The organism is Secundilactobacillus folii (genome assembly GCF_009720675.1).
In the GTDB taxonomy this organism is placed as follows: domain Bacteria; phylum Bacillota; class Bacilli; order Lactobacillales; family Lactobacillaceae; genus Secundilactobacillus; species Secundilactobacillus folii.
In genome coordinates this window covers 172,477-196,091 of the sequence record NZ_WNJO01000001.1, presented here as the reverse complement: position 1 = coordinate 196,091, position 23,615 = coordinate 172,477, and the positions used below count along the sequence as shown (strand labels likewise).

Annotated in this window: 20 protein-coding genes and 1 riboswitch; of the genes, 18 read left to right on the top strand and 2 right to left on the bottom strand. The window is 46.7% G+C overall.

What is annotated here, in order from left to right; translation table 11 throughout:
- Nucleotides 1–16 precede the first annotated feature (16 nt).
- On the top strand, nucleotides 17–2,632 hold the full coding sequence (gene clpB, locus GM612_RS00930; protein WP_155430499.1) for an ATP-dependent chaperone ClpB: 2,616 nt from the start codon (nucleotides 17–19) through the stop codon (nucleotides 2,630–2,632).
- Between the two features lie 59 nt (nucleotides 2,633–2,691).
- Here clpB and GM612_RS00925 read toward each other — a convergent pair whose 3' ends face one another.
- Nucleotides 2,692–2,898 carry a YjzD family protein gene (locus GM612_RS00925; protein WP_425500318.1) on the bottom strand — a complete coding sequence of 69 codons (207 nt, stop codon included), beginning with the start codon at nucleotides 2,896–2,898 and terminating at the stop codon, nucleotides 2,692–2,694.
- Between the two features lie 110 nt (nucleotides 2,899–3,008).
- On the opposite strand from GM612_RS00925, the gene dnaE reads away from it, so the two are divergent.
- From dnaE to GM612_RS00840, 17 genes are all read left to right on the top strand, one after another.
- The gene (dnaE, locus tag GM612_RS00920) at nucleotides 3,009–6,377 is read left to right on the top strand and encodes a DNA polymerase III subunit alpha (protein WP_155430651.1); all 3,369 of its coding nucleotides are present in this window, start codon (nucleotides 3,009–3,011) and stop codon (nucleotides 6,375–6,377) included.
- 207 nt (nucleotides 6,378–6,584) lie between these two features.
- Nucleotides 6,585–8,342: a pyruvate kinase gene (gene pyk / locus GM612_RS00915; RefSeq protein WP_155430497.1), complete on the top strand. Its 1,758-nt coding sequence runs from the start codon at nucleotides 6,585–6,587 to the stop codon at nucleotides 8,340–8,342.
- 298 nt (nucleotides 8,343–8,640) lie between these two features.
- Nucleotides 8,641–9,543 (top strand): CvfB family protein, encoded by a 903-nt coding sequence (locus tag GM612_RS00910; protein ID WP_155430496.1) that lies wholly within the window; start codon nucleotides 8,641–8,643, stop codon nucleotides 9,541–9,543.
- Complete coding sequence (xerD, locus tag GM612_RS00905) at nucleotides 9,527–10,414, top strand: site-specific tyrosine recombinase XerD (protein ID WP_155430495.1); 888 nt, start codon at nucleotides 9,527–9,529, stop codon at nucleotides 10,412–10,414. The genes GM612_RS00910 and xerD overlap by 17 nt, the downstream gene beginning before the upstream one ends.
- Before the next feature lie 19 nt (nucleotides 10,415–10,433).
- On the top strand, nucleotides 10,434–10,790 hold the full coding sequence (locus GM612_RS00900) for an N-acetyltransferase (protein ID WP_155430494.1): 357 nt from the start codon (nucleotides 10,434–10,436) through the stop codon (nucleotides 10,788–10,790).
- Complete coding sequence (locus GM612_RS00895) at nucleotides 10,783–11,538, top strand: segregation and condensation protein A (RefSeq protein ID WP_155430493.1); 756 nt, start codon at nucleotides 10,783–10,785, stop codon at nucleotides 11,536–11,538. The genes GM612_RS00900 and GM612_RS00895 overlap by 8 nt, the downstream gene beginning before the upstream one ends.
- Complete coding sequence (gene scpB / locus GM612_RS00890; protein WP_155430492.1) at nucleotides 11,535–12,122, top strand: SMC-Scp complex subunit ScpB; 588 nt, start codon at nucleotides 11,535–11,537, stop codon at nucleotides 12,120–12,122. The genes GM612_RS00895 and scpB overlap by 4 nt, the downstream gene beginning before the upstream one ends.
- A gap of 3 nt (nucleotides 12,123–12,125) precedes the next feature.
- Nucleotides 12,126–12,854 (top strand): pseudouridine synthase, encoded by a 729-nt coding sequence (locus GM612_RS00885; RefSeq protein WP_155430491.1) that lies wholly within the window; start codon nucleotides 12,126–12,128, stop codon nucleotides 12,852–12,854.
- A gap of 55 nt (nucleotides 12,855–12,909) precedes the next feature.
- Nucleotides 12,910–13,032: riboswitch (FMN riboswitch) on the top strand.
- Between the two features lie 111 nt (nucleotides 13,033–13,143).
- On the top strand, nucleotides 13,144–13,731 hold the full coding sequence (locus GM612_RS00880) for an ECF transporter S component (protein WP_155430490.1): 588 nt from the start codon (nucleotides 13,144–13,146) through the stop codon (nucleotides 13,729–13,731).
- Between the two features lie 145 nt (nucleotides 13,732–13,876).
- Entirely contained in the window at nucleotides 13,877–14,971 is a 1,095-nt protein-coding gene (locus tag GM612_RS00875; protein ID WP_173021177.1) for a helix-turn-helix domain-containing protein, read from the top strand.
- Nucleotides 14,958–16,394 (top strand): RecQ family ATP-dependent DNA helicase, encoded by a 1,437-nt coding sequence (locus tag GM612_RS00870; RefSeq protein ID WP_155430488.1) that lies wholly within the window; start codon nucleotides 14,958–14,960, stop codon nucleotides 16,392–16,394. Before GM612_RS00875 ends, GM612_RS00870 begins: the two co-directional genes overlap by 14 nt.
- Before the next feature lie 88 nt (nucleotides 16,395–16,482).
- Nucleotides 16,483–17,154 carry a LysM peptidoglycan-binding domain-containing protein gene (locus tag GM612_RS00865; RefSeq protein WP_155430487.1) on the top strand — a complete coding sequence of 224 codons (672 nt, stop codon included), beginning with the start codon at nucleotides 16,483–16,485 and terminating at the stop codon, nucleotides 17,152–17,154.
- A 21-nt stretch (nucleotides 17,155–17,175) separates the two neighbouring features.
- Nucleotides 17,176–17,862 (top strand): (d)CMP kinase, encoded by a 687-nt coding sequence (gene cmk, locus GM612_RS00860; protein ID WP_155430486.1) that lies wholly within the window; start codon nucleotides 17,176–17,178, stop codon nucleotides 17,860–17,862.
- 80 nt (nucleotides 17,863–17,942) lie between these two features.
- The gene (gene rpsA / locus GM612_RS00855) at nucleotides 17,943–19,202 is read left to right on the top strand and encodes a 30S ribosomal protein S1 (protein WP_155430485.1); all 1,260 of its coding nucleotides are present in this window, start codon (nucleotides 17,943–17,945) and stop codon (nucleotides 19,200–19,202) included.
- 134 nt (nucleotides 19,203–19,336) lie between these two features.
- Nucleotides 19,337–20,644: a ribosome biogenesis GTPase Der gene (gene der / locus GM612_RS00850; RefSeq protein WP_155430484.1), complete on the top strand. Its 1,308-nt coding sequence runs from the start codon at nucleotides 19,337–19,339 to the stop codon at nucleotides 20,642–20,644.
- Between the two features lie 244 nt (nucleotides 20,645–20,888).
- Nucleotides 20,889–21,164 (top strand): HU family DNA-binding protein, encoded by a 276-nt coding sequence (locus GM612_RS00845; protein WP_155430483.1) that lies wholly within the window; start codon nucleotides 20,889–20,891, stop codon nucleotides 21,162–21,164.
- A 182-nt stretch (nucleotides 21,165–21,346) separates the two neighbouring features.
- Complete coding sequence (locus tag GM612_RS00840; RefSeq protein WP_155430482.1) at nucleotides 21,347–22,615, top strand: tetratricopeptide repeat protein; 1,269 nt, start codon at nucleotides 21,347–21,349, stop codon at nucleotides 22,613–22,615.
- Between the two features lie 144 nt (nucleotides 22,616–22,759).
- Here the strand turns inward: GM612_RS00840 and GM612_RS00835 are convergent, their stop codons facing one another.
- On the bottom strand, nucleotides 22,760–23,608 hold the full coding sequence (locus GM612_RS00835; protein ID WP_155430650.1) for a YitT family protein: 849 nt from the start codon (nucleotides 23,606–23,608) through the stop codon (nucleotides 22,760–22,762).
- Nucleotides 23,609–23,615: the final 7 nt, after the last annotated feature.

The window sequence follows — 23,615 nt, the reverse complement described above, 5'->3', positions numbered from 1 at the left end:
GAAGGAGAATGTTGCTATGAACCCAGATATTTTAACGCAATCGGTTAGTGATGCCATTGCGGAAGCCCAACAAATTGCCGTCAACCGGAAACAACAATCGATTGGGGTTGCCCATCTGTTCAAATTTTTGATCCAACCTGGGCAATTGGACCGGCAGATCTTTAGTGACTTGGGGTTAAACCTCGACCAGTTAAACGCTGAACTGGACCATGAGATCGATTTGATCAGTGAGGTAGCTGGTGAAAACGTTCAGTACGGTCAAAATTTGTCACCTGATATGTATCGGTTACTACAGAAGGCTGATGAAGTCCGCAAAGAGCTGGGTGACGACTATGTGGCCAGTGACACACTGGTGATTGCCATTGTGCAGATGACTGGCAGTCGATTGGGCGATTATTTGACCCAGCAGGGGCTGACGGTTCAGCAGGTTAAAAATAAAGTTGCTGAGATTCGCGGAGGTGAAAAAATCACGTCAAAGAACCAAGAGGAGGGTTTTCAAGCCCTGGAAAAGTACGGCACCGACCTAGTAAAGGCCATGCGCAGCGGCGAACGGGATCCGATCATTGGTCGCGATGAAGAAATTTTATCAGTGACCCGGATCCTATCGCGAAAAACCAAGAATAATCCGGTCTTGATCGGCGAGCCCGGTGTGGGTAAAACGGCGATCGTCGAGGGGCTGGCACAGCGGATTGCCCGCGGTGATGTGCCGGAAAACCTTAAGGATAAATCGATCTTTTCACTGGACATGGGTTCTTTGATCGCCGGCGCAAAGTACCGTGGTGAATTCGAGGAACGTCTAAAGGCCGTTTTGAACGAGGTTAAAAAGAGCGATGGCGGTATTATCATGTTCATCGATGAGATCCATAACATCGTGGGTGCCGGCAAGACCGAAGGCAGTATGGATGCTGGTAACTTGCTCAAGCCAATGCTGGCACGCGGTGAACTGCATTTGATCGGAGCTACAACCACCGACGAATACCGCAAGTACATGGAAAAAGACCGGGCACTGGAGCGGCGTTTTCAAAGAGTCCTGGTGGAGGAACCCTCCGTTGAGGACACCATCACGATCCTGCGGGGATTACGGGAACGCTTTGAAATCCACCATGGGGTTCGAATCCACGATAACGCGCTGGTTGCCGCTGCTAAACTTTCAGACCGTTACATTACCGATCGGTATTTACCAGACAAGGCGCTAGATTTGATCGATGAGGCGTCAGCTTCGATTCGGGTGGCCATGAATTCCGCGCCGACCGAACTTGACCAGGCTCGTCGTCAGCTGATGCGACTGGAAGTTGAGGAGGCCGCCTTAAAGCAGGAAACCGACGACGCTTCAGAAAAGCGGTTAGCGGAGGTTCAAAAAACCTTAGCTGATGTCAAGGAGAACGTCGCCAACCTTAACGCCCGCTGGGAAGACGAAAAACAGGCGTTGGACGCGTTAAGTCAAAAAAAGACTGAATTGGATAAAGCAAACCGTGAGCTGCATGATGCCGAAGCCCAGTACGACCTAGATAAGGCGGCGGTGCTGCAGCACGGGACGATTCCGCAATTGAAAAAGGAACTGGCTGCCATGGAACAAAAGGACCATTCTGGTGACTGGCTAGTAGAAGAATCAGTGACCGCGCAAGAAATTGCTGCCGTGGTGGCTAAAATGACTGGGATTCCGGTTAACCGGTTGGTGGCTACTGAACGGGAAAAACTCCTGCACTTAGCTGATAACCTTCACCAGCGAGTGGTTGGCCAAGACGAGGCGGTTCAAGCCGTTTCAGACGCGGTTTTGCGATCGAGAGCGGGACTGCAAGACCCGAGTAAACCACTGGGATCGTTCCTGTTTCTAGGTCCAACCGGCGTCGGTAAAACGGAGCTGGCAAAGGCACTGGCCGAATCGCTGTTTGATTCCGAAGATGAAATGGTTCGAATCGATATGTCCGAATACATGGAAAAGGAATCAGTCTCACGGTTAGTTGGGGCAGCTCCAGGCTACATTGGTTATGAAGAGGGTGGCCAACTGACCGAAGCGGTTCGGCGACACCCGTATTCAATTGTTCTTTTCGATGAAATTGAAAAGGCCCATCCAGACGTCTTTAACGTTTTACTGCAGGTCTTAGATGACGGCCGTTTAACGGACAGTCAGGGACGGACGGTCAACTTTAAAAATACCTTACTGATCATGACCTCCAACCTTGGGTCAGATATTTTACTGGAGGGTACCAGCGATCAGGGCGTGATCTCCGACGATGCTAAAAAACAGGTTGCCACACTGCTACAACGGTCATTCAAACCGGAATTTCTTAACCGGATCGATGATACGATCATGTTTAAACCACTGACGATAGCGGATGTGGAACAAATCGTGGGTAAGCTGATTGCCCAGTTATCTAACCGCTTAGCGGAACAGCAAATTAAACTGACGATTACGCCTGAAGCGACTAATTGGATCGCCCAACGCGGTTATTTACCGGCATATGGTGCGCGACCGCTACAGCGGACAATTACTAATATTGTGGAAACCCCGTTAGCGAAACTGATCATTAAGGGTGATGTGAGCGCTGAGGATACCGTTGAATTGGCCTTAAACGATGCGGGTGATGGCTTGATTTTTAACACCCAGCCAGCCCCGGCAGTCGAAAAATAGCATAAAAAATAACCGGTCATTTCCTTTGGTTTGGAAATAACCGGTTATTTTTTCAAAATTTATTTGCTTGTTTTCGTGTCTGAGGCGGAAACCAGCTTGATGCCGTTGACAAAAATTAGACCAACGATGGCTGCAATGATGCCAATCGACATCGGGCTGTACGTCATGACTTCCAGGGCGCCGCCGATGTAGCCAATTACTTCACCGAAAATCACGGCCCAGAAAATGACAACCAGATTTGCTTCTAAAGTTTTCAATGTTGACACCTCACAATCAATAGAAATTTTAGCATATTGACAGCCAAAATGGAAGCTTTCGAATGGAAGTCTCTGTTATAATGTAGGTTAGCATTTACGAGAAAGGAAGCCGGATGACGATGGGATTTGTTCCGCTACAAGTCATGAGCAGCTATAGTTTGCTGCAGAGTACCAACCAGTTAGATGAGCTGGTTAAAACGGCGGCCGAGCGAGGTTATCAGGCTTTAGCACTGACTGACCGAAACGTGATGTACGGGACCGTCGCCTTTTATCAGACTTGTTTGAAGTACCACATTCAGCCAGTGATCGGTCTAACCGCACAACTAGCAGGTATTTTTGCAACTGAGCAGACGTTTCCAATGGTTTTACTGGCTAAAAATCAAACCGGTTATCAACATTTAATGGCGATTTCATCGTTCATTCAGACCCGCACTACCAGTGAACCGGTTACCGTGGCTCAGATTCAGGCCTGGCTGAGTGATCTGATGGTGATCCTGCCCAGTGAAAGTGAATTGCAATACTGGCTGGATCAGGGACAGCAAACCAACGTGACTCAATTGCTGGCCCAACTCAAAGCGTTGGTGGATACTGACAGTTTGCTTATCGGTGTTGCCCTTAACCAGTCCGCTGCTGTCCGTCAGTTGCTGACAAAATTGGCGGCTGATGAGCGGGTAAAGCTCGTTGCGCTGCCAGAAGTGCGTTACTTGAACGCCACTGACCGCTTTGCCGTCAGTGTTTTGCAGGCCATCAAAGATGGCACCACGATCAGCAACCTTTCTGAGGCGCAGACCAAGACCGGCCAATACTGGCTTCGGCCGGCTAGCGAGTACGAAAGCCTTTACACTGAACTCGGCTTAAAAACTGCGGCTCAGTTAACTGAGTCGGTGGCGGCAGCTTGTCAAATCGAGCTTAAATTTCAGCGCCCAAGGTTGCCAAAATACCAGACACCGGATGAACAACCCGCCAAGCAGTATTTGAAGGCTCAGTGTGCCACCGGATTGACTCGGCGATTAAGGGAAAATCAAATCACGGATGCAGCACCATATCAAAAGCGGCTCACGCACGAACTGGACGTTATCGACCGAATGGGATTCGACGATTATTTCCTGATTGTTTGGGACGTCATGCAATTCACCAAAAAAGCTGACATTCAAACCGGGCCTGGTCGTGGTTCCGCTGCCGGTTCGCTGGTGGCTTACGTACTGGGAATTACCGATGTTGATCCGTTGCGCTATAACTTGCTGTTTGAACGTTTCTTGAACGAGGAACGGGCTCAAATGCCTGATATTGATCTGGATATTCCAGATAATCGGCGTGAAGAAGTCCTGGAATACGTCCACCAGACGTACGGGCACGAACGAGTTGGCCAGATCATTACCTTCGGCACACTGGCTACTAAGCAAGCCATTCGAGACGTTGGCCGGGTGTTTGGATTACGTCCTTACGAATTAAACGAATGGAGCAAAACGATTCCTAACGTGCTGCACGTGTCCTTGAAAGAGGCCTACGATCAGTCGCAGCCGTTACGAAACTTAGTTGCAGATTCACCGCTGAACAAGTTGCTGTTTCGGACAGCTTCTCAATTGGAAGGCCTGCCACGGCACTATTCAACTCATGCGGCTGGCATTGTGCTCAGTGACCAACCGTTGACCCAGATCGTCCCGGTGCAAAACGGCTCCGAGACGATGCTAATGACCCAGTATACCAAGGACTATGTCGAACAAGTCGGCTTGCTCAAGATGGATTTTCTTGGGCTCCGTAATTTGAGCTTGCTGGCGGCAGCCTTAAAGTACGTCCGTGTTCAGACTGGTAAACCGTTAGCTATCAGCCGCATCGACCTCAATGATCCGGCCACTCTAGCACTATTTCAGTCTGGAGATACTAACGGAGTGTTCCAATTTGAATCCAGCGGCATTAAGAACGTGCTGCGGCGTCTGCACCCTGATGATTTTGAACTGGTTGCGGCCGTGAACGCCCTTTATCGACCGGGGCCGATGGAAAACATTGACCACTTTATCAAGCGGCGGTTGGGACAGGAACCAGTGACTTATCCGGATGACTCGTTAAAATCGATTTTAGCGCCGACCTACGGAATCATCGTTTATCAAGAACAGGTCATGCAGGTGGCAAGCACCATGGGTGGTTTCACCCTTGGTCAAGCCGATTTACTGCGGCGGGCGATGAGTAAGAAAAAGCGGGCTACGATGGACGCCATGCAAAAACGCTTCATAGACGGTGCAGTGGCCAAAGGGCATGATCAAAAGGTCGCCGCTGCAACCTTTGATTACATCGACCGCTTCGCCAACTACGGGTTTAATCGTTCACACGCGGTCGCCTACAGTAAAATGGCGTTTGAACTGGCGTATTTAAAGGCTCATTATCCAGCGGCCTTCTTTACTGCTCTGTTGAATTCCGTCCTTAATAATAGTACGAAAACCAAACTTTACCTAATGGAAGCAAAGCGTCATGATGTCAAGATCCTAGCACCAAATATCAACGCCAGCGGCCCGTATTTCCGCCTGGAAAAGGGTCAGATCCGCTTTGGTTTAGCCTCGATCAAAGGCATGCGTCGAGATATGCTGCAAAGTATCATCGAGGAACGGAAAACTAATGGGGCCTTCAAATCCTTTCACCAGTTTTTGCTGCGCCTAGATCCTAAATGGCTCAAGTCCGATTTGATCGAAGGGCTGATCTATGCCGGGGCGTTTGACGGCTTTGGTAATAACCGGGCCGAGCTAATTGCTAGTTTGCCCGAGTTTTTAAGCAGTGTGGAACTAAGTGGCAGCAGCCTAGACCTGTTTAAAGCCTTAGCACCTAAAATCGTTTCTAAGCCGGATTTTTCGCTGAATGAACGGCTGGCAAAGGAAAACGAATATCTGGGTGCGTATCTATCGGGTCATCCTGTGGAGCAATACGCCGATTTGGCTCGGGATCGCAACACCGTTACAGTTGCCGACCTAAGTGTGAATGAGCAGGTCAGCATGTTGGTTTACGTGACGCGAATTCGTACCATCCGTACTAAACATGGCGATCAGATGGCCTTTTTGACCGCCAGCGATCTGACTGGCGAAGTCAGTATCACTGTATTTCCAAATACGTATCGACAAATTGTCACCTGGCTCGAAAATGAGCAAGTCCTGTTGGTGATTGGAAAAACTGAAGCCAACCGTGGCAGCGTGCAGGTAGTTGCCAATTCAGTGGTCTCAGCAGCCCAACTGGCATCAAAAAAGCCGGCTTCGGCGTCTTCGCCAGCCGCCCGCTGGTTCTTGCGACTAACGCCCGACACCGATACGTCGACCATCCGTGACCAGCTAATGCGGTTTTTAGCTGAAAATGCAGGTCAGACTCCGGTCATCATTTACCGGGTGGCTGATGATAGTAAGCGGGTGCTTAAACGGCAATATTGGTTGCCCGAAAATGAGCAATTAGTTCAGCCATTAGAAAAAATTTTAGGCGACCATAATGTGGTTTTGCAGGCTAAAAATTAAATTTCACTGTTGATTTAGACTGAATAAAACCCATGAAAACGCTTTTATATCAGAAAAGAGCGGATTTTAGGAAAACACAGCAGACAATAAAAATGAAAAGTGATAGAATAACTATCGGAATCCAAATTGGCCGTTTTTGATGTGGTAATCATCACAAGGTGACACTGCAACTCAATCGGTCTCAAACTCAAAGGAGAGATTTTTCTTATGAAGAAAACCAAGATCGTAAGTACACTTGGTCCTGCAAGTACCGATGTCGATACAATCGTAAAGCTGATCGAGGCCGGCGCAAACATTTTCCGGTTTAACTTCTCTCATGGGGATCACGAAGAACACTTAGGTCGTCTTCAAAATGTCCATGAAGCAGAAAAGATTACTGGCAAGACAGTCGGTATCATGCTTGATACCAAGGGTGCCGAGATTCGGACCACCGTTCAAAAGGACGGTAAGATCCAGTATCATACTGGAGACAAGCTCCGCATTTCAATGGATGAATCCTTAGAAGGTGTTAAGGATAAGATCGCGGTTACCTATCCTGGGTTATTCGATGACGTTCACGTTGGCGGCCACGTTTTGTTTGACGATGGTCTGCTTGACATGGTCGTTGACGAAAAGGACGAGGCTAACAAAGAATTAATTGGTACCATGCAAAACGATGGTATGCTTGGTTCACGGAAAGGTGTTAACGCACCTGGCGTTTCAATCAACTTACCAGGGATCACTGAAAAGGATGCCTCAGATATTCGTTTTGGTTTGGATCACGAAATCAACTTTATCGCTGCTTCATTTGTTCGGAAACCACAAGACGTGATGGATATTCGCGAACTGTTGGAAGAAAAGCACATGGAACACGTTCAGATCTTCCCTAAAATCGAATCACAAGAAGGAATCAACAACTTTGACGACATCATCAAAGTCTCCGATGGTTTGATGGTTGCTCGTGGTGACATGGGTGTTGAAATTCCAACTGAAAACGTACCGTTGGTTCAAAAGCATTTGATTCGTGAATGCAACATTTTGGGCAAGCCAGTGATTACCGCTACTCAAATGCTTGATTCAATGCAAGAAAACCCACGTCCTACCCGTGCCGAAGCATCTGACGTTGCTAACGCCGTCTTTGATGGCACCGATGCAACCATGCTTTCTGGTGAAAGTGCTAATGGTGAATACCCTGTTGAATCAGTCGCAACCATGAACCGGATCGACTTGAAGGCTGAAAATGCTTTGAAGGACTTCGGTACTGATCACGTTGATTTAAAGGGTGGCGACGTGACCGAAGCCATTGGTGCTTCAGTTGCTCGTGTTGCCAAGAATTTGGGTGTTAAGACGATTGTTGCAGCCACTGAATCTGGTTACACTGCACGGATGATCAGCAAGTACCGTCCCGATGCTGATATTTTGGCCGTTACGTTTGACGACCGTACTCGTCGTGGCTTAATGGTTAACTGGGGTGTTTACCCAATCGTTGCTGAAAAGCCAGCTAACACCGATGAAATGTTTGATCTAGCTGCAGCCAAAGCGGTTGAAACTGGTTTGGCCAAGGAAGGCGACTTGATCTTGATCACTGCCGGTGTTCCCGTTGGCGAACGCGGTACGACTAACCTGATGAAGGTTCAATTGATCGGTTCAAAGTTAGTTCGCGGCCAAGGTGTCGGTGATGACACGGTGATCGGCAAAGCGGTCATTGCAAGCAACGCTAACGAAGCAAACAGCAAGACTACTGAAGGTAGTGTCTTGGTTACTAAGAACACTGACAAGGACTACTTGCCAGCCATTGAAAAGGCTAGCGCAATCATCGTTGAAAACGGTGGGTTAACTTCACACGCTGCCGTAGTTGGTATTTCCATGGGAATTCCAGTTATTGTTGGTGCTGAAGGCGCAACTGACAAGATTTCTGACGGTGAATTGATCACTGTTGATTCGCGTCGTGGTGTTGTTTACCATGGTGCTTCAAACGCACTGTAAACTTAATTTACGATTCAAGAGCTCGGCATTTGTGCCGGGCTTTTTATTTTCGTAAAAGTTGATCTGTAGTTATCGATCCACCTAATTGTTTGATGTTATTTGATGTTACCAAGTACCGAGCGGAGAATTGCAATTGGAATTGTGTACTAACGACATTCAAAACTTAAGCTTCATGATAAAGGGTAGCCAGAACTGAAATCACTTAATTTATACCTAGCTCACAAACCGCTACCACCTGATGTCAATATGTGCGATAATATCATGAGGTATGTTAACTTAAATGAACGGAGTTACAAGGATGAATAATGAAGGAGAACAGCTACTTGGCCGACTAATCAGTGGGGAAGTAACTGATGAAAATGATAAGGAATACTTTGTGCAGGTCAGTGGACTGACTTTTCAATTGGATAAGACAGAGATTAAAAAGCCACTCAAGCATGGCAGTCATTTCACTGGCTTCGCGTATGAAAACGAAGGTCACCACCTGCAAATGACGCGTAACGCCCCCAAAGTGATGGTGGATCACTACGCTATTGGTGAGGTGGTACGTGTCCAGCATGGTCTAGGTGTCTTTGTCAACATTGGGTTACCTAATAAAGACCTAGTTGTTTCACTGGACGACCTGCCAGAAATGGCATCGTTATGGCCACAACGGGGTGACCGATTGATGCTAGCCATTAAGCTGGATAAAAAGGGCCGGATGTGGGGCGATTTAGCTGACGAAGGCTTATTTCGCGTCATTGCACAGCCGGTCACTAAGAAGATGAACAACCAAGACGTGGTGGCGACTGCTTACCGGCTAAAGTTGGCTGGGACAATGGTGATCACCAGTGATTATCACCTGGGCTTCATTGACCCGTCTGAACGGGATCAAGAACCGCGCCTGGGGCAGCAGCTTCAGGCTCGCGTTATTAGTCAGTATCCGGATGGTACCTTGAAATTGTCCTTGCGTCCACGGGCGTACGAAGCCATTGGTGATGATGCGCTGATGTTACTGGCAACTTTACAGCACGCTCCTGAGGGCAAAATCAATTTTACAGATAAGAGTGCCCCGGAGGACATCCAGGATTATTTTGGGATCAGCAAGGGGCAATTTAAGCGTGCCGTTGGCCATTTGATGAAGGAACGGTTCGCTGCACAGCACGACGGTTACTTATGGTTAACAGAAGCGGGACGTGATCACGATGGACGAACTGATTGAGGATTACCTGCACGATTTAAAGATCGAGCGTGGTTTATCAGCCAACACCATTGCGTCTTACCGACTGGACCTGCAGGAATTTGCGGTTTTTTTGAAGCAGCAAAAAATCAGTCAGATCAAGCAGGTCGATCAGCTGACGATTCTAAACTTCCTTAAACAACAGCAAGCTGCGGGTAAAGCGCGTAGCAGTGTGACCAGAATGGTGTCCACGTTACGTCGCTTTTTCCAGTATCAGGTTCAAAATGAACGGCTTCAGGTGGATCCAATGGCCGAGGTTAAGGCGCCCAAGAAGGGTCGTCCTTTGCCGCAGGTCTTAACGGTTGCAGAAGTGACTGCCTTACTGGCTGCACCGGATACCACTAACAAATACGGAATTCGTGACCGAGCGATATTAGAAGTCATGTATGCGACTGGTCTGCGGGTCAGTGAACTCGTGCATTTAAAAATGGGTGAATTACACCTGGAAATGGGGCTGATTCAAACCATCGGTAAGGGCAACAAAGAACGCATTATTCCAATCGGTGACGTAGCCATTGACTGGATCAACCGTTATTTGAACCAGAGTCGACCGTTCTTACTCAAGCAGCGCACCTCACCATACCTATTTTTAAATGCCCATGGCGGTGGCTTGAGCCGTCAGAGTATTTGGCAAAAAATTCAAACTTACGTGAGTGTTGCGGGGATTCGAAAGCACGTGACGCCGCATACACTTCGTCATTCATTTGCCACCCACATTTTGGAAAACGGGGCGGACTTACGGATCGTGCAAGAACTTCTGGGGCACTCAGACATTTCGACCACTCAGATCTACACTCATATTTCTCAAAAACGCTTAGCAGAGGTTTATCGGAAAGCCCATCCACGGGCATAAAGTGACAGGAGGGATCAATTTGTTACTTAAATATCGAGCAGATTATGAAAAAGTGGCAATGGGACTGCTCTCCTTTGTACCAACGTTGAAGAAGATCGATCGCTTACAGGCAGAATTGCAGTGGTATCAAGATAGTGATGCGCGCCAGTTGCTGCTTTGGAAGGATATGAACCAGGATTTTTCAGGAATCGTCGGCGTTGAGATTCGGCCCAAGTTTGTCATTGTGCGGCTGATTGCTTTAACGCCGGCCGTCAGAGATGAGAATCAGACCAACACGATCCTCGATGAACTGCAGGACATGTACCCTGATCAGCGCATTATGGGGACGTTGGAAAATACGGCGGTGATTGCCAGATGGGAGGCTCGACATGAGTGAACAGCCAGTGTTGATTCACGTTCAAAACTTTGAAGGGCCGCTGGACCTGTTACTGCATTTGATCAAATCCGCCTCCATTGATATTTACGATATTCCAATTGTGGCGATCACTGATCAGTACATGAAAGCCTTACGGCAGATGCAAGACCATCAGCTCGATGTCGCTGGTGACTACTTTGTAATGGCCGCGACGCTCATGAAAATGAAGGCCAAGTTATTGTTGCCGGAACCAGAAGTACCAGCTGATGATGACGATGAACCCAGCTTGGCTGACATGCAGGATCAACTGGTCAGTCAGCTGATTCAATACCAGCGCTACAAACAGGCAGCCAGCTGGTTTAAACAGCAATCTGAGGCGCGGCAAAAGTTTTTTACGCGTCCTGAGATGGCTGTTCCTGCCGGTATTCGTTTAGGTAAGCTTGCACCAGGTCTAAAGATTTCTGATCTTCAGCGGGTGCTGGTAGATCTGCTGCAACGACAGCGTCAGCCGGAATTACCGATGCGGCTGATCCATGCTGAACAGTATACTGTCAAAACCCAGATCAAAAAAATTCGGTTCAAACTAAGTCAAGTTAAGGTGGCAGTGCCATTTGGTCAGTTATTTGATCAGCAACCGGATAAGGAAGAACTAGTGACCACCTTTTTGGCCCTACTAGAAATGACGAAGCAGCATGAGGTGGCTATCGATCAACCCAACCGGGTGCTGCCAATCACGGTCAAACCGGCAAATTTGGGGGCTCAAGCATGACAAAGATTCAACAATTAGAGGCGCTGCTTTTTGTGAGTGGCGAATCTGGTCTGACCATTCAGGAATTAGCAACGTTGACGGGTTCGATGATCCCCGCGGTCAATCAGTCATTGACAAAGCTCAATCAAAAATACGCTAATGACCAAGATTGCGCGCTAGTTATTTTAAAGAGTGGCGATCGGGTTCGTCTGGCAACAAAGGAAAGCCTCGCCAATACGGTCAGTCAGTATTTTGAAGCACCGAGTTCCACCGGACTTTCTCAGGCCTCTCTGGAGGTTTTGGCGATCATTGCGTATAACCAACCGATCACGCGAATCGAGATTGACGAGATTCGTGGGGTTCAAAGCTCAGGGACGCTTAATAAACTGCTCCTTCGACAGTTGATCACGGAAGCGGGCCGGCGGAAAACTCCTGGGCGGCCGAAACTTTATAAGACAACGGACTACTTCATGGACTACTTTGGTTTACATGATCTGTCTGACCTACCACCGTTGCCCGAGGCCCAAACCTCAGAGGAAGAAGTTACTTCTGGCGACCTATTTATGAAACGATTTAATAAACAGCTTAATGCGGAGGAAAAATAACCTATGGAACGATTGCAAAAAGTCATGGCGCACGCTGGTGTTGCGTCCAGACGAGGTGCCGAAAAATTAATCACTGCTGGCCACGTGAAAGTCAATGGTGAGACGGTAACTGAGTTAGGAGTCAAAGTTGGTCACCACGACCATGTGACCGTGGATGAAGTGCCGATTCAAACCGAAGCGCCAGTCTATATTTTAATGAATAAACCTCGTCAGGTCGTGTCAACGGTATCGGATGATAAGCACCGTAAAACAGTGATCGACCTCCTCAATGACGAGGTTAAAGAACGGGTCTATCCAGTGGGTCGGTTGGATTACGACACAACTGGCCTGCTGTTACTAACAAATGACGGTCAGTTGGCTAATCAGTTGACCCATCCGCGATACGAGGTTGATAAAACTTACGTCGCAAAAGTCCAGGGCATTCCTACTAATGACGAGCTGAAACACCTTCGTCAAGGGGTGACTATCGAGGGTAAAGTTACAGCACCGGCAAAGTCAAAACTTTTATCAAGTGATCAACAGAAACAAACAGCTATCGTTTCAGTTACGATCCATGAGGGTAAAAACCATCAGGTGAAAAAGATGCTGCAAGCGGTTGGCCACTCGGTGATCAAGTTAAAACGGGAAAGCTATGCCTTTTTGACGCTAAAGGGTGTCCAGCCGGGTGACTTTCGCGAATTAAAGGCTGACGAAGTTAAGGAACTGAAACGACTAGTGAAGCTAGACAAATGACTTGCAATTTGTAAGTAAACCCCTTACAATTATTATTGTAAATTAAATAATAAGGTTTCATCTTCAGGGCAGGGTGCAATTCCCGACCGGCGGTAAAAGTCCGCGACCTACTTTGTTAAGTAGTTGACTCGGTGTAATCCCGAGACCGACAGTAAAGTCTGGTATAAAGAAGATTGGGTTAACGCAAATAAATTGTGCGACCGAATTGGTTTTTTCTCTGGAGAAAATTAATTCGGTTTTTTGTTTGGGTTTTCGGATGAAGATGGCCGCCTTTTGGGAGGAATTTCTAATGGAACATAGTCAAACATTCAGTATTCGTCAAGTTGTGATCATGTCGTTATTTGCTGGTATTTCGTACTTGCTCTACTTTATTTCGTTTCCGATAATCCCGATGGTCTCATACATGAAAATTGATTTTTCTGACATTCCGATTCTTTTAGGAATGGTCATGTTTGGCCCGGTAGGAGGCATTTTAATTGCCGCGATCAAGGGTCTGTTATACTGGCTGATCACTGGTGTCGGCCTAGGTAATTTAATTGGTGTCGTTGCTAATTTCATTGCTTCAGTCAGTTTTATGATGCCAATCTACCTGGTTTTGAAGCACGTTACCGGTAAAAAACTTGTGACCAGACTTGTTTTAGGGGTTGTGGGTGGAACGATCACTTTGTCAATTGTGATGGCACTGTTAAACTGGCTCGTTTTGATTCCGATGTACATGGCTGTTTTGGGCATGAAGATCACCGTGCCATTGGCGCAACTGGTATTGTTTGGTGTAGTACCATTTAATTTGATCAAGGGCGTTGTGGTTGGGCTGGTATTTGTGTTGTGCACCGACCGAATGAAGCACTTCTTGCGTCAGCAGTCAGATCTGCTGTGAGCGTAGTAATTAAAACTGAATTTAATCCATTTTAGACGAAAATGAAGGAAGATCTGCAGCTAAACGGCCGTGGATCTTTTTAATTGTTAGCTGTTGATCGTCACTAGACAGTCCTTGCTGCGTGTGGGAAAATGAGAACAGACTTTTGTGGAGTCCAGTGGTGGTTTGCAAACGGACTTTGATGGTAGGTGAAGAAACGATGGATGCGGCAGAACTGATTGGTTACTTATCGCCAACCAAACCACGGCGTCTGCGAGTGATTGAAAATATTTTAATCGGTAAGCGGACGGTTTCAACTTTGTACTGGGGCATGCGTTACCACCAGCTAGCATGGCTGGGATATGATAAGCAGCTGACGCGTCAAACAATGGACGGCCACGTTGAACGCTTGGTGCATGACGGTTTGCTGTCAGTAACAGACACGAACGCGGTGTTGACTAAAAAGGGAGCTGAGCGACAGCAAGTGCTCAGACAGACTCGGTATCAGCCGAAGGCACTGCCGGTTCGGCTGACGGTTGACTTAGACACCTTTTGGCAACGTTTTTTATTGGCTACTCAAGTGGTATCAGAGCAGAGTTATCAAACCCGAAAGTATTATCCGTTGCAGGTTGCCTGGCCAGTTAAACAGATGATCAAGAAGTGGTACCAGCAATTTTATAGCGCCGACTTAAGTGCTGAATTCAATGCCGTACTGACTCGGTTTTTGAAGCAGTTGGCGGTGCGTGAGGCCACCTTTTTTAGTCGCTTGCTGGTTGGCCATGATCGACCAGGCGAAACTCTGCTGCAGTTAGCCCAGCAAAATGGGCTTTCAAGTAGTGAAGCGCACCTAATGTTAACTGATCTAGCGTGCCAGTTCGTGCACTTTTTACGCGCTCAGTCAGACTCTAGTGTTAAGGCATTGTTGGCGGGTCTATCGCGCCAACCAATCAGCGAAAGTGCACTGAATACTTTAAACCGGTTTCAGGCAGGTCAAGCACTCGAAGAAATTGGTCATCAGCGCCGTTTGAAGGTCAGTACGGTTAAAGAACATCTCTTGGAAGCCGCAATTATGCTACCAGTCGATCAATTTCCGTATGAGAAACTCTTAACACCGCAGTTGCAAAACGAGCTATCGGATCAGTTTGCCACTCAGAACTTAGACGACTGGCAGTTCAACCAGTTGTCCAACACGCAAGTGGCATTTTGGCAGTTTCGATTATTTGAAATATTAAGGAGTAAACAAACGGATGATCAGCAATGACCAATTCTATCAAACACTACGACTCCGGTTTGGTTTTGACAGCTTTCGACCGGGGCAGCTGGAAGCTTTGACGTCGCTTGCCAGTGGTCAAAACACGTTAGCAGTACTGCCAACTGGTGCGGGGAAAACACTCATCTATGAACTGTACGGTGCGGTTACTCACCAGTTAGTGTTAGTGGTTTCACCACTCATTTCACTGATGCAAGACCAAGTGATTTCTCTGAATGTCCGGGGTGAAAAGCGCGCCGCGGCGTTGACCTCTCAAATGAGCCGATCAGAGCACCAGTGGGTCGTGAATCATTTAAAGTTTTACCGCTACTTATTCGTGTCGCCCGAAATGTTGAGTCAACCACAGGTATTAGCAGCAGTCAAAGCGGTTAAACCCGGGTTATTGGTCGTCGATGAGGCGCACTGCATCTCAACTTGGGGGCCCGATTTTCGTCCTGAATACTTATTGTTAGGCCAGATTCGCCATCAACTTGGTGACCCGCTGACGTTAATGACGACGGCAACAGCGACGAACCGTGTAAAAGCAGATATTAAACGAAAAATGCAGTTGTCGAAAGCAGCTGAGATCATTCAACCAGTCGACCGGCCAAATATTTTTTTGGATGTGGAACGTTTTGAAGCCGCAGACGATAAAGACGCCCGTTTAGTTGAACTGGTCAGTGAGCTGCGAACTCCCGGTGTGATCTACTTTTCTAGCAAGAAAAAGGCCAATGAAATGGCTGAATTGCTGAATGCCAAAACGTCCTGTAGAGTGGCTGCTTATCACGCTGATCTAGATGCGGAAACGCGCTTTAAAGTTCAGCAGCAGTTCATGCAGGATCAACTGGACGTTATTTGCGCCACAAGTGCATTTGGCATGGGGATCGATAAAAATAATATCCGGTTTGTGATCCATTACCACCTGCCTGGGGATCTGGAAAGCTACTGGCAAGAGATTGGCCGCGCTGGCCGTGATGGACAGCAAAGTGTGGCGATCCTGCTTTATTTATCTGGTGACGAGCAGCTGAGTCAGTTTTTAAGTGACGCAACGGTGCCCCAAGATGATGAGATCAGTTATTATTTTAAGCATCAGCCACAAGAAAACAGTGCCGAAAAGGCCAATCTGATCTGGTTTTACAAACAGCATGGTTACCGTGAAGAGCAGATCAAGTTGGCGTTTACTAAGCGACGTGAACAGCGGGCCTTGGCACTGAGTCAACTGATGACTTACGTTCGAATACCGACGTGCAAGCGCGCCTTTATTCAGGGCTATTTTGGTCAACCGATAGCTTCCAAGGTCTCGCAATGCTGTGTGAATGATTCGGAAGGATTAGATCTTCAGCAACTGGGATTGTTAGTGAGCACCCCAGTCTCATCAGGGACTCAACAGGCTGACTGGCAGACGATCATTGCACAATTATTTAATTTCTCATAACCTTTGCTAACCGGTTTTAAAAAAATTACCACTCGGTGATGAGCTATGGTACAATTTCTTATGAAAGTTTTTGAGGAGGTAAAATGAGATGGATCCAAAGAAAGACGATCAATCGAATGGCACGAAGCCTTGGGATCAATCGTTTGCGGACGATCGAGACGACCAGGGCAATCTGTCTCGAACTAAACGGCATCGCCAGAGTCATAATAATCGGCTGGTCACCATTATTTTAGTTGCAATCATTATTATTATTGCGGTGGGCTCATTAATTTATGGCCTGGCACGTCAAAGTGCGATGAATAAGCCGGAAAGTTCAATGAGTGTTTCCAGCGAACAGACTAGTTCACAATCATCAGTTTCGCATAAAAAAGCCGCTAAATCAGCGTCGGAAAAGGCATCGTCTGTCAGTGCTGCCTCTTCTTCCAAAGCTGCTGAATCCGCTTCGACGTCGTCTGTTAAAGCGGCAAGAGTGGCACGTGCGAGTTCCAAACAAGCCGCAAGTGCAGCTCAGCAGCAAACTACCCAGGCTAGTTCAACTAGTCAAGCGACAAGCAGTGTTAAGTCTAGTACTGCTTCATCAGCGAAAAAGTCGACCAGCAAGGCCTCTGGGTCTAGCAGTCAATACGCGACTGTCGGTCAAGGGCAAGGCATGTATCGGGTGGCTGTTAATAACGGTATTTCGGTGCAGCGACTTAAAGAGCTGAACGGGTTATCAGCTAACGCAACTTTAACCCCGGGACAAAAATTACGCGTTAAATAATTAGTGATATAGGTGGTTAGGATGTCAAAAAAAGAATTACAAGTCGCAATTGACGGCCCAGCTTCGGCTGGTAAAAGTACGGTGGCAAAAAAGATTGCACACCGTTTTAAGTATGTCTACTGTGATACGGGGGCAATGTATCGCACGGTAACTTTAAAGGCCATGCGTGAAAACGTTGCCCTTGATGATCCCGAGGCATTAGCTAAAATGTTAACAAAAACCGAAATTACCTTTAAACCTGGAAATCCCGAACAATTAGTTTTTCTTGATGGTCAAGAAGTTACGATGGCTATTCGGCAGCCTGACGTGACCAATAACGTGTCAACAGTAGCGGCACAGGGCACTGTGCGCGCTGATTTGACGAACCGTCAGCGACAAATTGCCGAAGCGGGTGGGATCGTCATGGATGGTCGTGACATTGGCACCTCGGTACTGCCCGATGCCGAAGTTAAAATCTTTTTGGTGGCCAGTGTTGAGGAACGCGCTCAGCGACGGTTTAAGGACAATGCTGAAAAGGGAATCCATACACCGATCGAGACCCTGAAAAAAGAGATTGAAACCCGTGATCATAAGGATTCGACGCGGGCCATCTCACCACTGACCCAGGCTAAAGATGCCATTCGTTTGGACACCACTGCACTGTCAATTGACGAAGTGGTGGCTAAGATTAGTGACATAATTGTACAAAAACGAAAAGAAATCGAATAAATGTGCGTCATGCTACTGGTATTATTAACAGTTTTCGGATAAAATCTATATTAGAGTTGTCGCAAGGAGGAAAAGTTCGTATGAGTGAAAACAATAACAATGAGAACAACGATTTATTAAATGCTTTAAACAGCATTGAAACGGTGAATGTTGGTGACGTCGTAAAGGGTGAGGTTCTCGCCATTGATGACGACAAGCAAGCAATCGTTGGTATCGAAGGCACCGGTATCGAAGGTGTGGTACCACAAAAGGAACTTTCAACAAAGCCCGTTTCGGATATCAATGATGTCGTCAAGGTTGGCGATACTCTTGATTTGGTTGTTATCTCAAAAATTGGTAATGACAAAGAGGGCGGCAGCTACCTGTTATCTGTTCGTCGTCTTGAAGCCCGCAAAGTTTGGGACGAAATTCAAAAGAAGTATGAAGCTGGTGAAAACATCGAAGCACCTGTTACCCAAGTGGTTAAGGGTGGCTTAGTTGTTGATGCTGGGGTGCGTGGCTTTGTGCCTGCCTCGATGATCAGTGACCACTTTGTTGAAGATCTGAACCAGTTTAAGGGCCAGACAATGACCTTTAAGATTATTGAAATTGAACCAAGTGAAAACCGTTTGATCTTGTCCCACCGTGCCCTGGTTGAACAAGAAAAGGCTGCTAAACGTGAAGAGATCATGAGTACTTTAAAGGCTGGCGATACGGTTGAAGGTAAGGTTGCTCGGTTGACCAACTTTGGTGCCTTTGTTGACCTTGGTGGTGTTGATGGTTTGGTTCACGTTTCTGAAATTGCTTACGAACGGGTTGAAAAGCCTTCCGATGTTTTGAAAGTCGGTCAAGAGGTTAAGGTGAAGGTCTTATCAGTTGATCCAGACCGTAACCGGATCTCCCTTTCAATCAAGCAAACATTGCCTGAACCCTGGGATGGGATTGAAGAAAAGGCGCCAGAAGGGGCTGTTCTTGAAGGAACCGTTAAGCGTTTGACCAGTTTTGGTGCGTTTGTAGAAGTCTTCCCTGGCGTTGAAGGATTAGTTCACATTTCTCAGATTGCCCACGAGCATATTGCCACACCAAATGATGTCTTATCCACTGGTGAAAAGGTTAAGGTCAAGGTCTTGGAAGTTCATCCAGACGCTCACCGTTTGGCACTCTCAATCAAAGCATTGAAGGAGAAGCCGGCTGGCAGCAATAATAACAACGATGAGCAGCCAAAGCATCGTGCACCTCGTAAGCAATCGGCACCTAGTCAGATGTCAACTGATGATGATGACTCTGGCTTTACGTTAGGTGATTTGGTTGGTGACCAACTGAAAAACGCCCAAAAGGGTTCAGATTCAGATAACAACTGATCAAACGTTAAGTTTCAAAACCGAAATTTGTGATTAAATAAAGAATGTCATTTTGGAACGGAATGCCAGTTTCAAGATGACTTTTTTATTGCTATCATGATAAGTAAAATGATTATGGAAAAGAGGGATGTTGTATGAGTATGCCAACAATTGCCATTGTCGGCCGACCAAATGTAGGGAAGTCAACGATTTTTAACCGAATTGCTGGTGACCGCATCTCAATCGTGGAAGATACACCAGGGGTTACGCGAGATCGAATTTACGCCCATGGTGAGTGGCTAGGAACGACTTTTAGTCTGATCGATACCGGTGGTATTGATATGGGTGACGAACCGTTTTTAAAACAAATCACTCAGCAGGCTGAAATTGCCATTGATGAAGCAGACGTCATTGTATTTGTCGTTAGTGTTCGTGAGGGGATTACTGACGCCGATGAAAAAGTTGCCCAGATCCTATACCGAGCTAATAAACCGGTGGTCCTGGCCGTTAATAAGGCTGATAATCCTGAACTACGTCAGGAAATATATGATTTCTATTCACTGGGATTCGGTGATCCATACCCCATTTCTGGTGCTCACGGACTCGGACTAGGTGACCTACTGGACGCTGTGATCAAAGCCTTTCCTGATAAAACGGGTGAGCCTGATGACCAGAGTATTCGTTTCAGTTTAATTGGCCGGCCAAACGTTGGTAAGTCCTCGTTAGTGAATGCGTTACTGGGAGAAAATCGGGTCATCGTTTCTGAAATTGCGGGGACGACCCGTGACGCCATTGATACAAAATTTGTGGCTGATGGCACTGATTTTACGATGGTCGATACCGCTGGGATCCGAAAACGTGGTAAAGTTTACGAAAATACTGAACGTTACAGTGTCATGCGCGCAATGAAAGCCATTGATAATTCTGACGTGGTCTTATTTGTGTTGAACGCCGAGGAAGGCATTCGGGAACAGGATAAACGGGTGGCTGGATACGCCCATGAAGCTGGCCGCGGAATCATTATTGTGGTCAACAAGTGGGATACACTAAAAAAGAATAACCAAACCCTCCATGATTTTGAGGTTCATGTCCGCGAAGAATTCCAGTATCTGGCCTATGCACCGATTGTTTTTGTGTCAGCCAAGACCCATCAGCGACTCAGTGAACTACCAAAATTAATTAAAACAGTTGCGACTAACCATGCTAAACGCGTTCAGTCATCAACCTTAAATGACGTTTTAATGGACGCAATCGCCATGAATCCAACCCCAAATGATAACGGTCGGCGTTTGCGGGTTTACTTTGCGACTCAGGTGGCAATTCAGCCGCCAACTTTTGTCCTTTTTGTGAATGATCCAGAACTGATGCATTTTTCATATGAACGTTATTTGGAAAATCAAATTCGGGAACACTTCGATTTTACCGGCACACCGATTCACATTATTGAGCGTCATCGAAAGTAGTCGGATGCTTAATCTATCGTGGTTTTCCGCCTCTTTTTCAGGTTTGTACGAGAAAAATCGCGTTTTTGGCATAATAAATGCTTATAAACGGCAAAAAACCTTGCCCTGATAGGCTTTGTGTGCTATCTTGGAAACAGAAATGATGCGGGAACCCGTTATTATTTCATGGCCTGATTGACTTGTTGATCGGCTAGATGAGATGAACGTGTACTCATCATATTTTATCCAAGGAGGCGAATCATTCATGGCAAATAAAGCTCAACTTGTCAACGATGTTGCTGCTGCAACCGGCTTAACTAAGAAGGATGCAACTTCAGCAGTTGACGCAGTATTTGATTCAGTTCAAGCAACTTTGGCTAAGGGCGAAAAGGTTCAACTGATCGGCTTTGGTAACTTCGAAGTTCGCGAACGTGCAGCTCGTAAGGGTCGTAACCCACAAACGGGTGCTGAGATCCAAATCCCTGCAAGCAAAGTACCAGCATTTAAGCCTGGTAAAGCTTTGAAGGATGCTGTTAAATAATTTGATTATTAACAGTTTTAAACCAGTCCGATTTTTCGGGCTGGTTTTTTGATTACTGATCTTTTGAAACTATCGGTGTTTTGTTCTGGATAGCTGAACATTTTATCTGAAGGGTTACTGCTTGAGGTAGCGCCACTAACGTGCTAACATGGATTGTCATGAATAAGGATTGGGAGGTTCATATGAGCTATTCACAGCAAGCCCTTGACCAACTTGAACGCGGTCAGGTGGATGAATTTAAAAAAACATACGCGAGTGCTTTGCGCCATGATGATGACGAAACACTCTATAATTTGGCGGAAGAACTCTATTCTTTAGGGTTTTTAAATCAAGCACGTCGAATTTATGAAAAACTACTGGAACGTTATCCTGATGAAGATGATGTTAGGGTCAATTTGGCTGACGTCCTGATCGATGATGATCAAAACGATCGGGCATTAGAATTGCTGAACGAAGTATCGAAGGATTCTCCTGCCTACGTGCGGGCACTGATGGTGGCGGCGGATCTTTATCAAACTCAAGAGCTGTTTGAAGTGAGTGAACAAAAGCTGTTAGAGGCGCTGGATCTGGCTCCTGATGAGCCGGCAATTCAGTTTGCGCTGGCCGAATTATACTTTACCATGCGCGAATTCAAGCGTGCTATTCCGCTATATCTCGGTTTGATCAAGCAGGGGATTCCCGAATTCAGCAGTGTTAACTTGGTAGAACGAATTGGGGTTGCCTACGCTAACGCCGGCCGTTTTGAACAGGCAATCGGGTATTTGAAGCAAATTCATTCTGGTGATATGACACCTGATGTTAAATTTGAGACTGGTTTCACGTATTTGCAGTTAAAGGATTATAAGCCGGCCATTTCGCTGTTAGAAGAATTGAAGGATACCGATCCGCAGTACACGAGTCTTTACCCGTACCTAGGTCAGGCATTAGTGGCTGAAAATCGGCTAGATGATGCCCTGAAGACCCTTCAAGAGGGGTTGGGTGTTGACCAGTATAACGAAAAGCTGTGGTCTTACGCGGCAGATATTGCTGCTCGACTGGATAACGAAGAACTTACAGAAACGTATCTAAAAAAGGGCCATGACCTTGATGCGGAAGATCTAGACATTGTTATTAAGCTATCTAATCTCTACGTGAAGCAGGGACGTTTCCAGGAAAACGTTGATTTCTTGGCCGATTACGTGGGGCAGGATAATGTTGATCCCCAACTATATTGGAATTTAGCAGTTTCGGATACTCATTTGGAAAAATACGATGAGGCTGACCGCTATTATCAAGCAGCCGCACCGTACTTTATGGATCAGCCGGACTTCTTAAAACCAGCGATTTATTTCTTCCGTGAGATGGGTGAGCACGATCAAATGATGTCACTGTTAAAGGCGTACGTTAAAGTGGTACCTGATGATGTCGAAATGGCAGATATGCTGGCTGAAGAACAGTTGAACGATTTTTAATGAGTTAGATTTTAAAGACGAAGACTGTCGGCGAAGGTCGATGGTCTTTTTGTTATGTCTTGAAAGGAAAAATTCAGGTTGTCGTTAATGTTAGAGAATAATAAAAAGTTACTTTAACTTAAAAAACCAAAAACAAACCCACAACTAGCGGGAACGTTTGAAAATCGACCTTCTAGCGGGACGTGAATAAGTAAAGCCTTCACCAATCGCTTCGTTGACGTCAAAAATGGTCATAAATGCATTTTTATCGAGATCACTCACAATCATCTGTAAATCGTGCAGTTCACTTGGACTGACCACCACGTACAGGATGGGACGATCCTGATGAGAATAACCGCCTTCACCGTGTAAGATGCTAACACCGCGTTCCAAATCATCCATCACTTCATCAATGATTCGCTGGGACTCTTTGCTGACGATGAGCACGCCCTTGGCAGCATAAGTTCCACTTAACAAGAAGTTAACGATGCGCGAGAATACGTACGTGCAAAGCAGGGTATAGGCCATATGGCGAATATCGATGTAGACCAATGAGGCAAATAAAACGATCACATCAAGCCACAGCAGGGTCTGTCCCATTGGCACACCACGTAGGCGCTCAAATATTCGCGCCACAATATCAGTTCCGCCAGTGGTGCCGCCGTACCGATAGACCAAGCCGCTTCCAGCACCGCCGGTAATGCCAGCAGCCATTCCGGCCAAAAATAAGTCGTGATGCAGATCAATGCTGATTGGCACCCGTTGCCAGACCCACAAAAATACCGCTAGCATAATCGTTCCATAAAGCGTGTAGATGACTGATCGCCGCCCCAGGAAATGGTACCCGATCCAAATTAGCGGGATGTTAATCAAAATGGTTGAGTAGGCTGGATCAAAATGGAATAATGCGCGTAAAATCAGGGTCACGCCACTGATGCCACCGTCAGCTAACTGATTGGCAATGTTAAACATGATCAGTGCAAATGCATAGGCTGCACAGCCAATCGTGATCATTAATAAG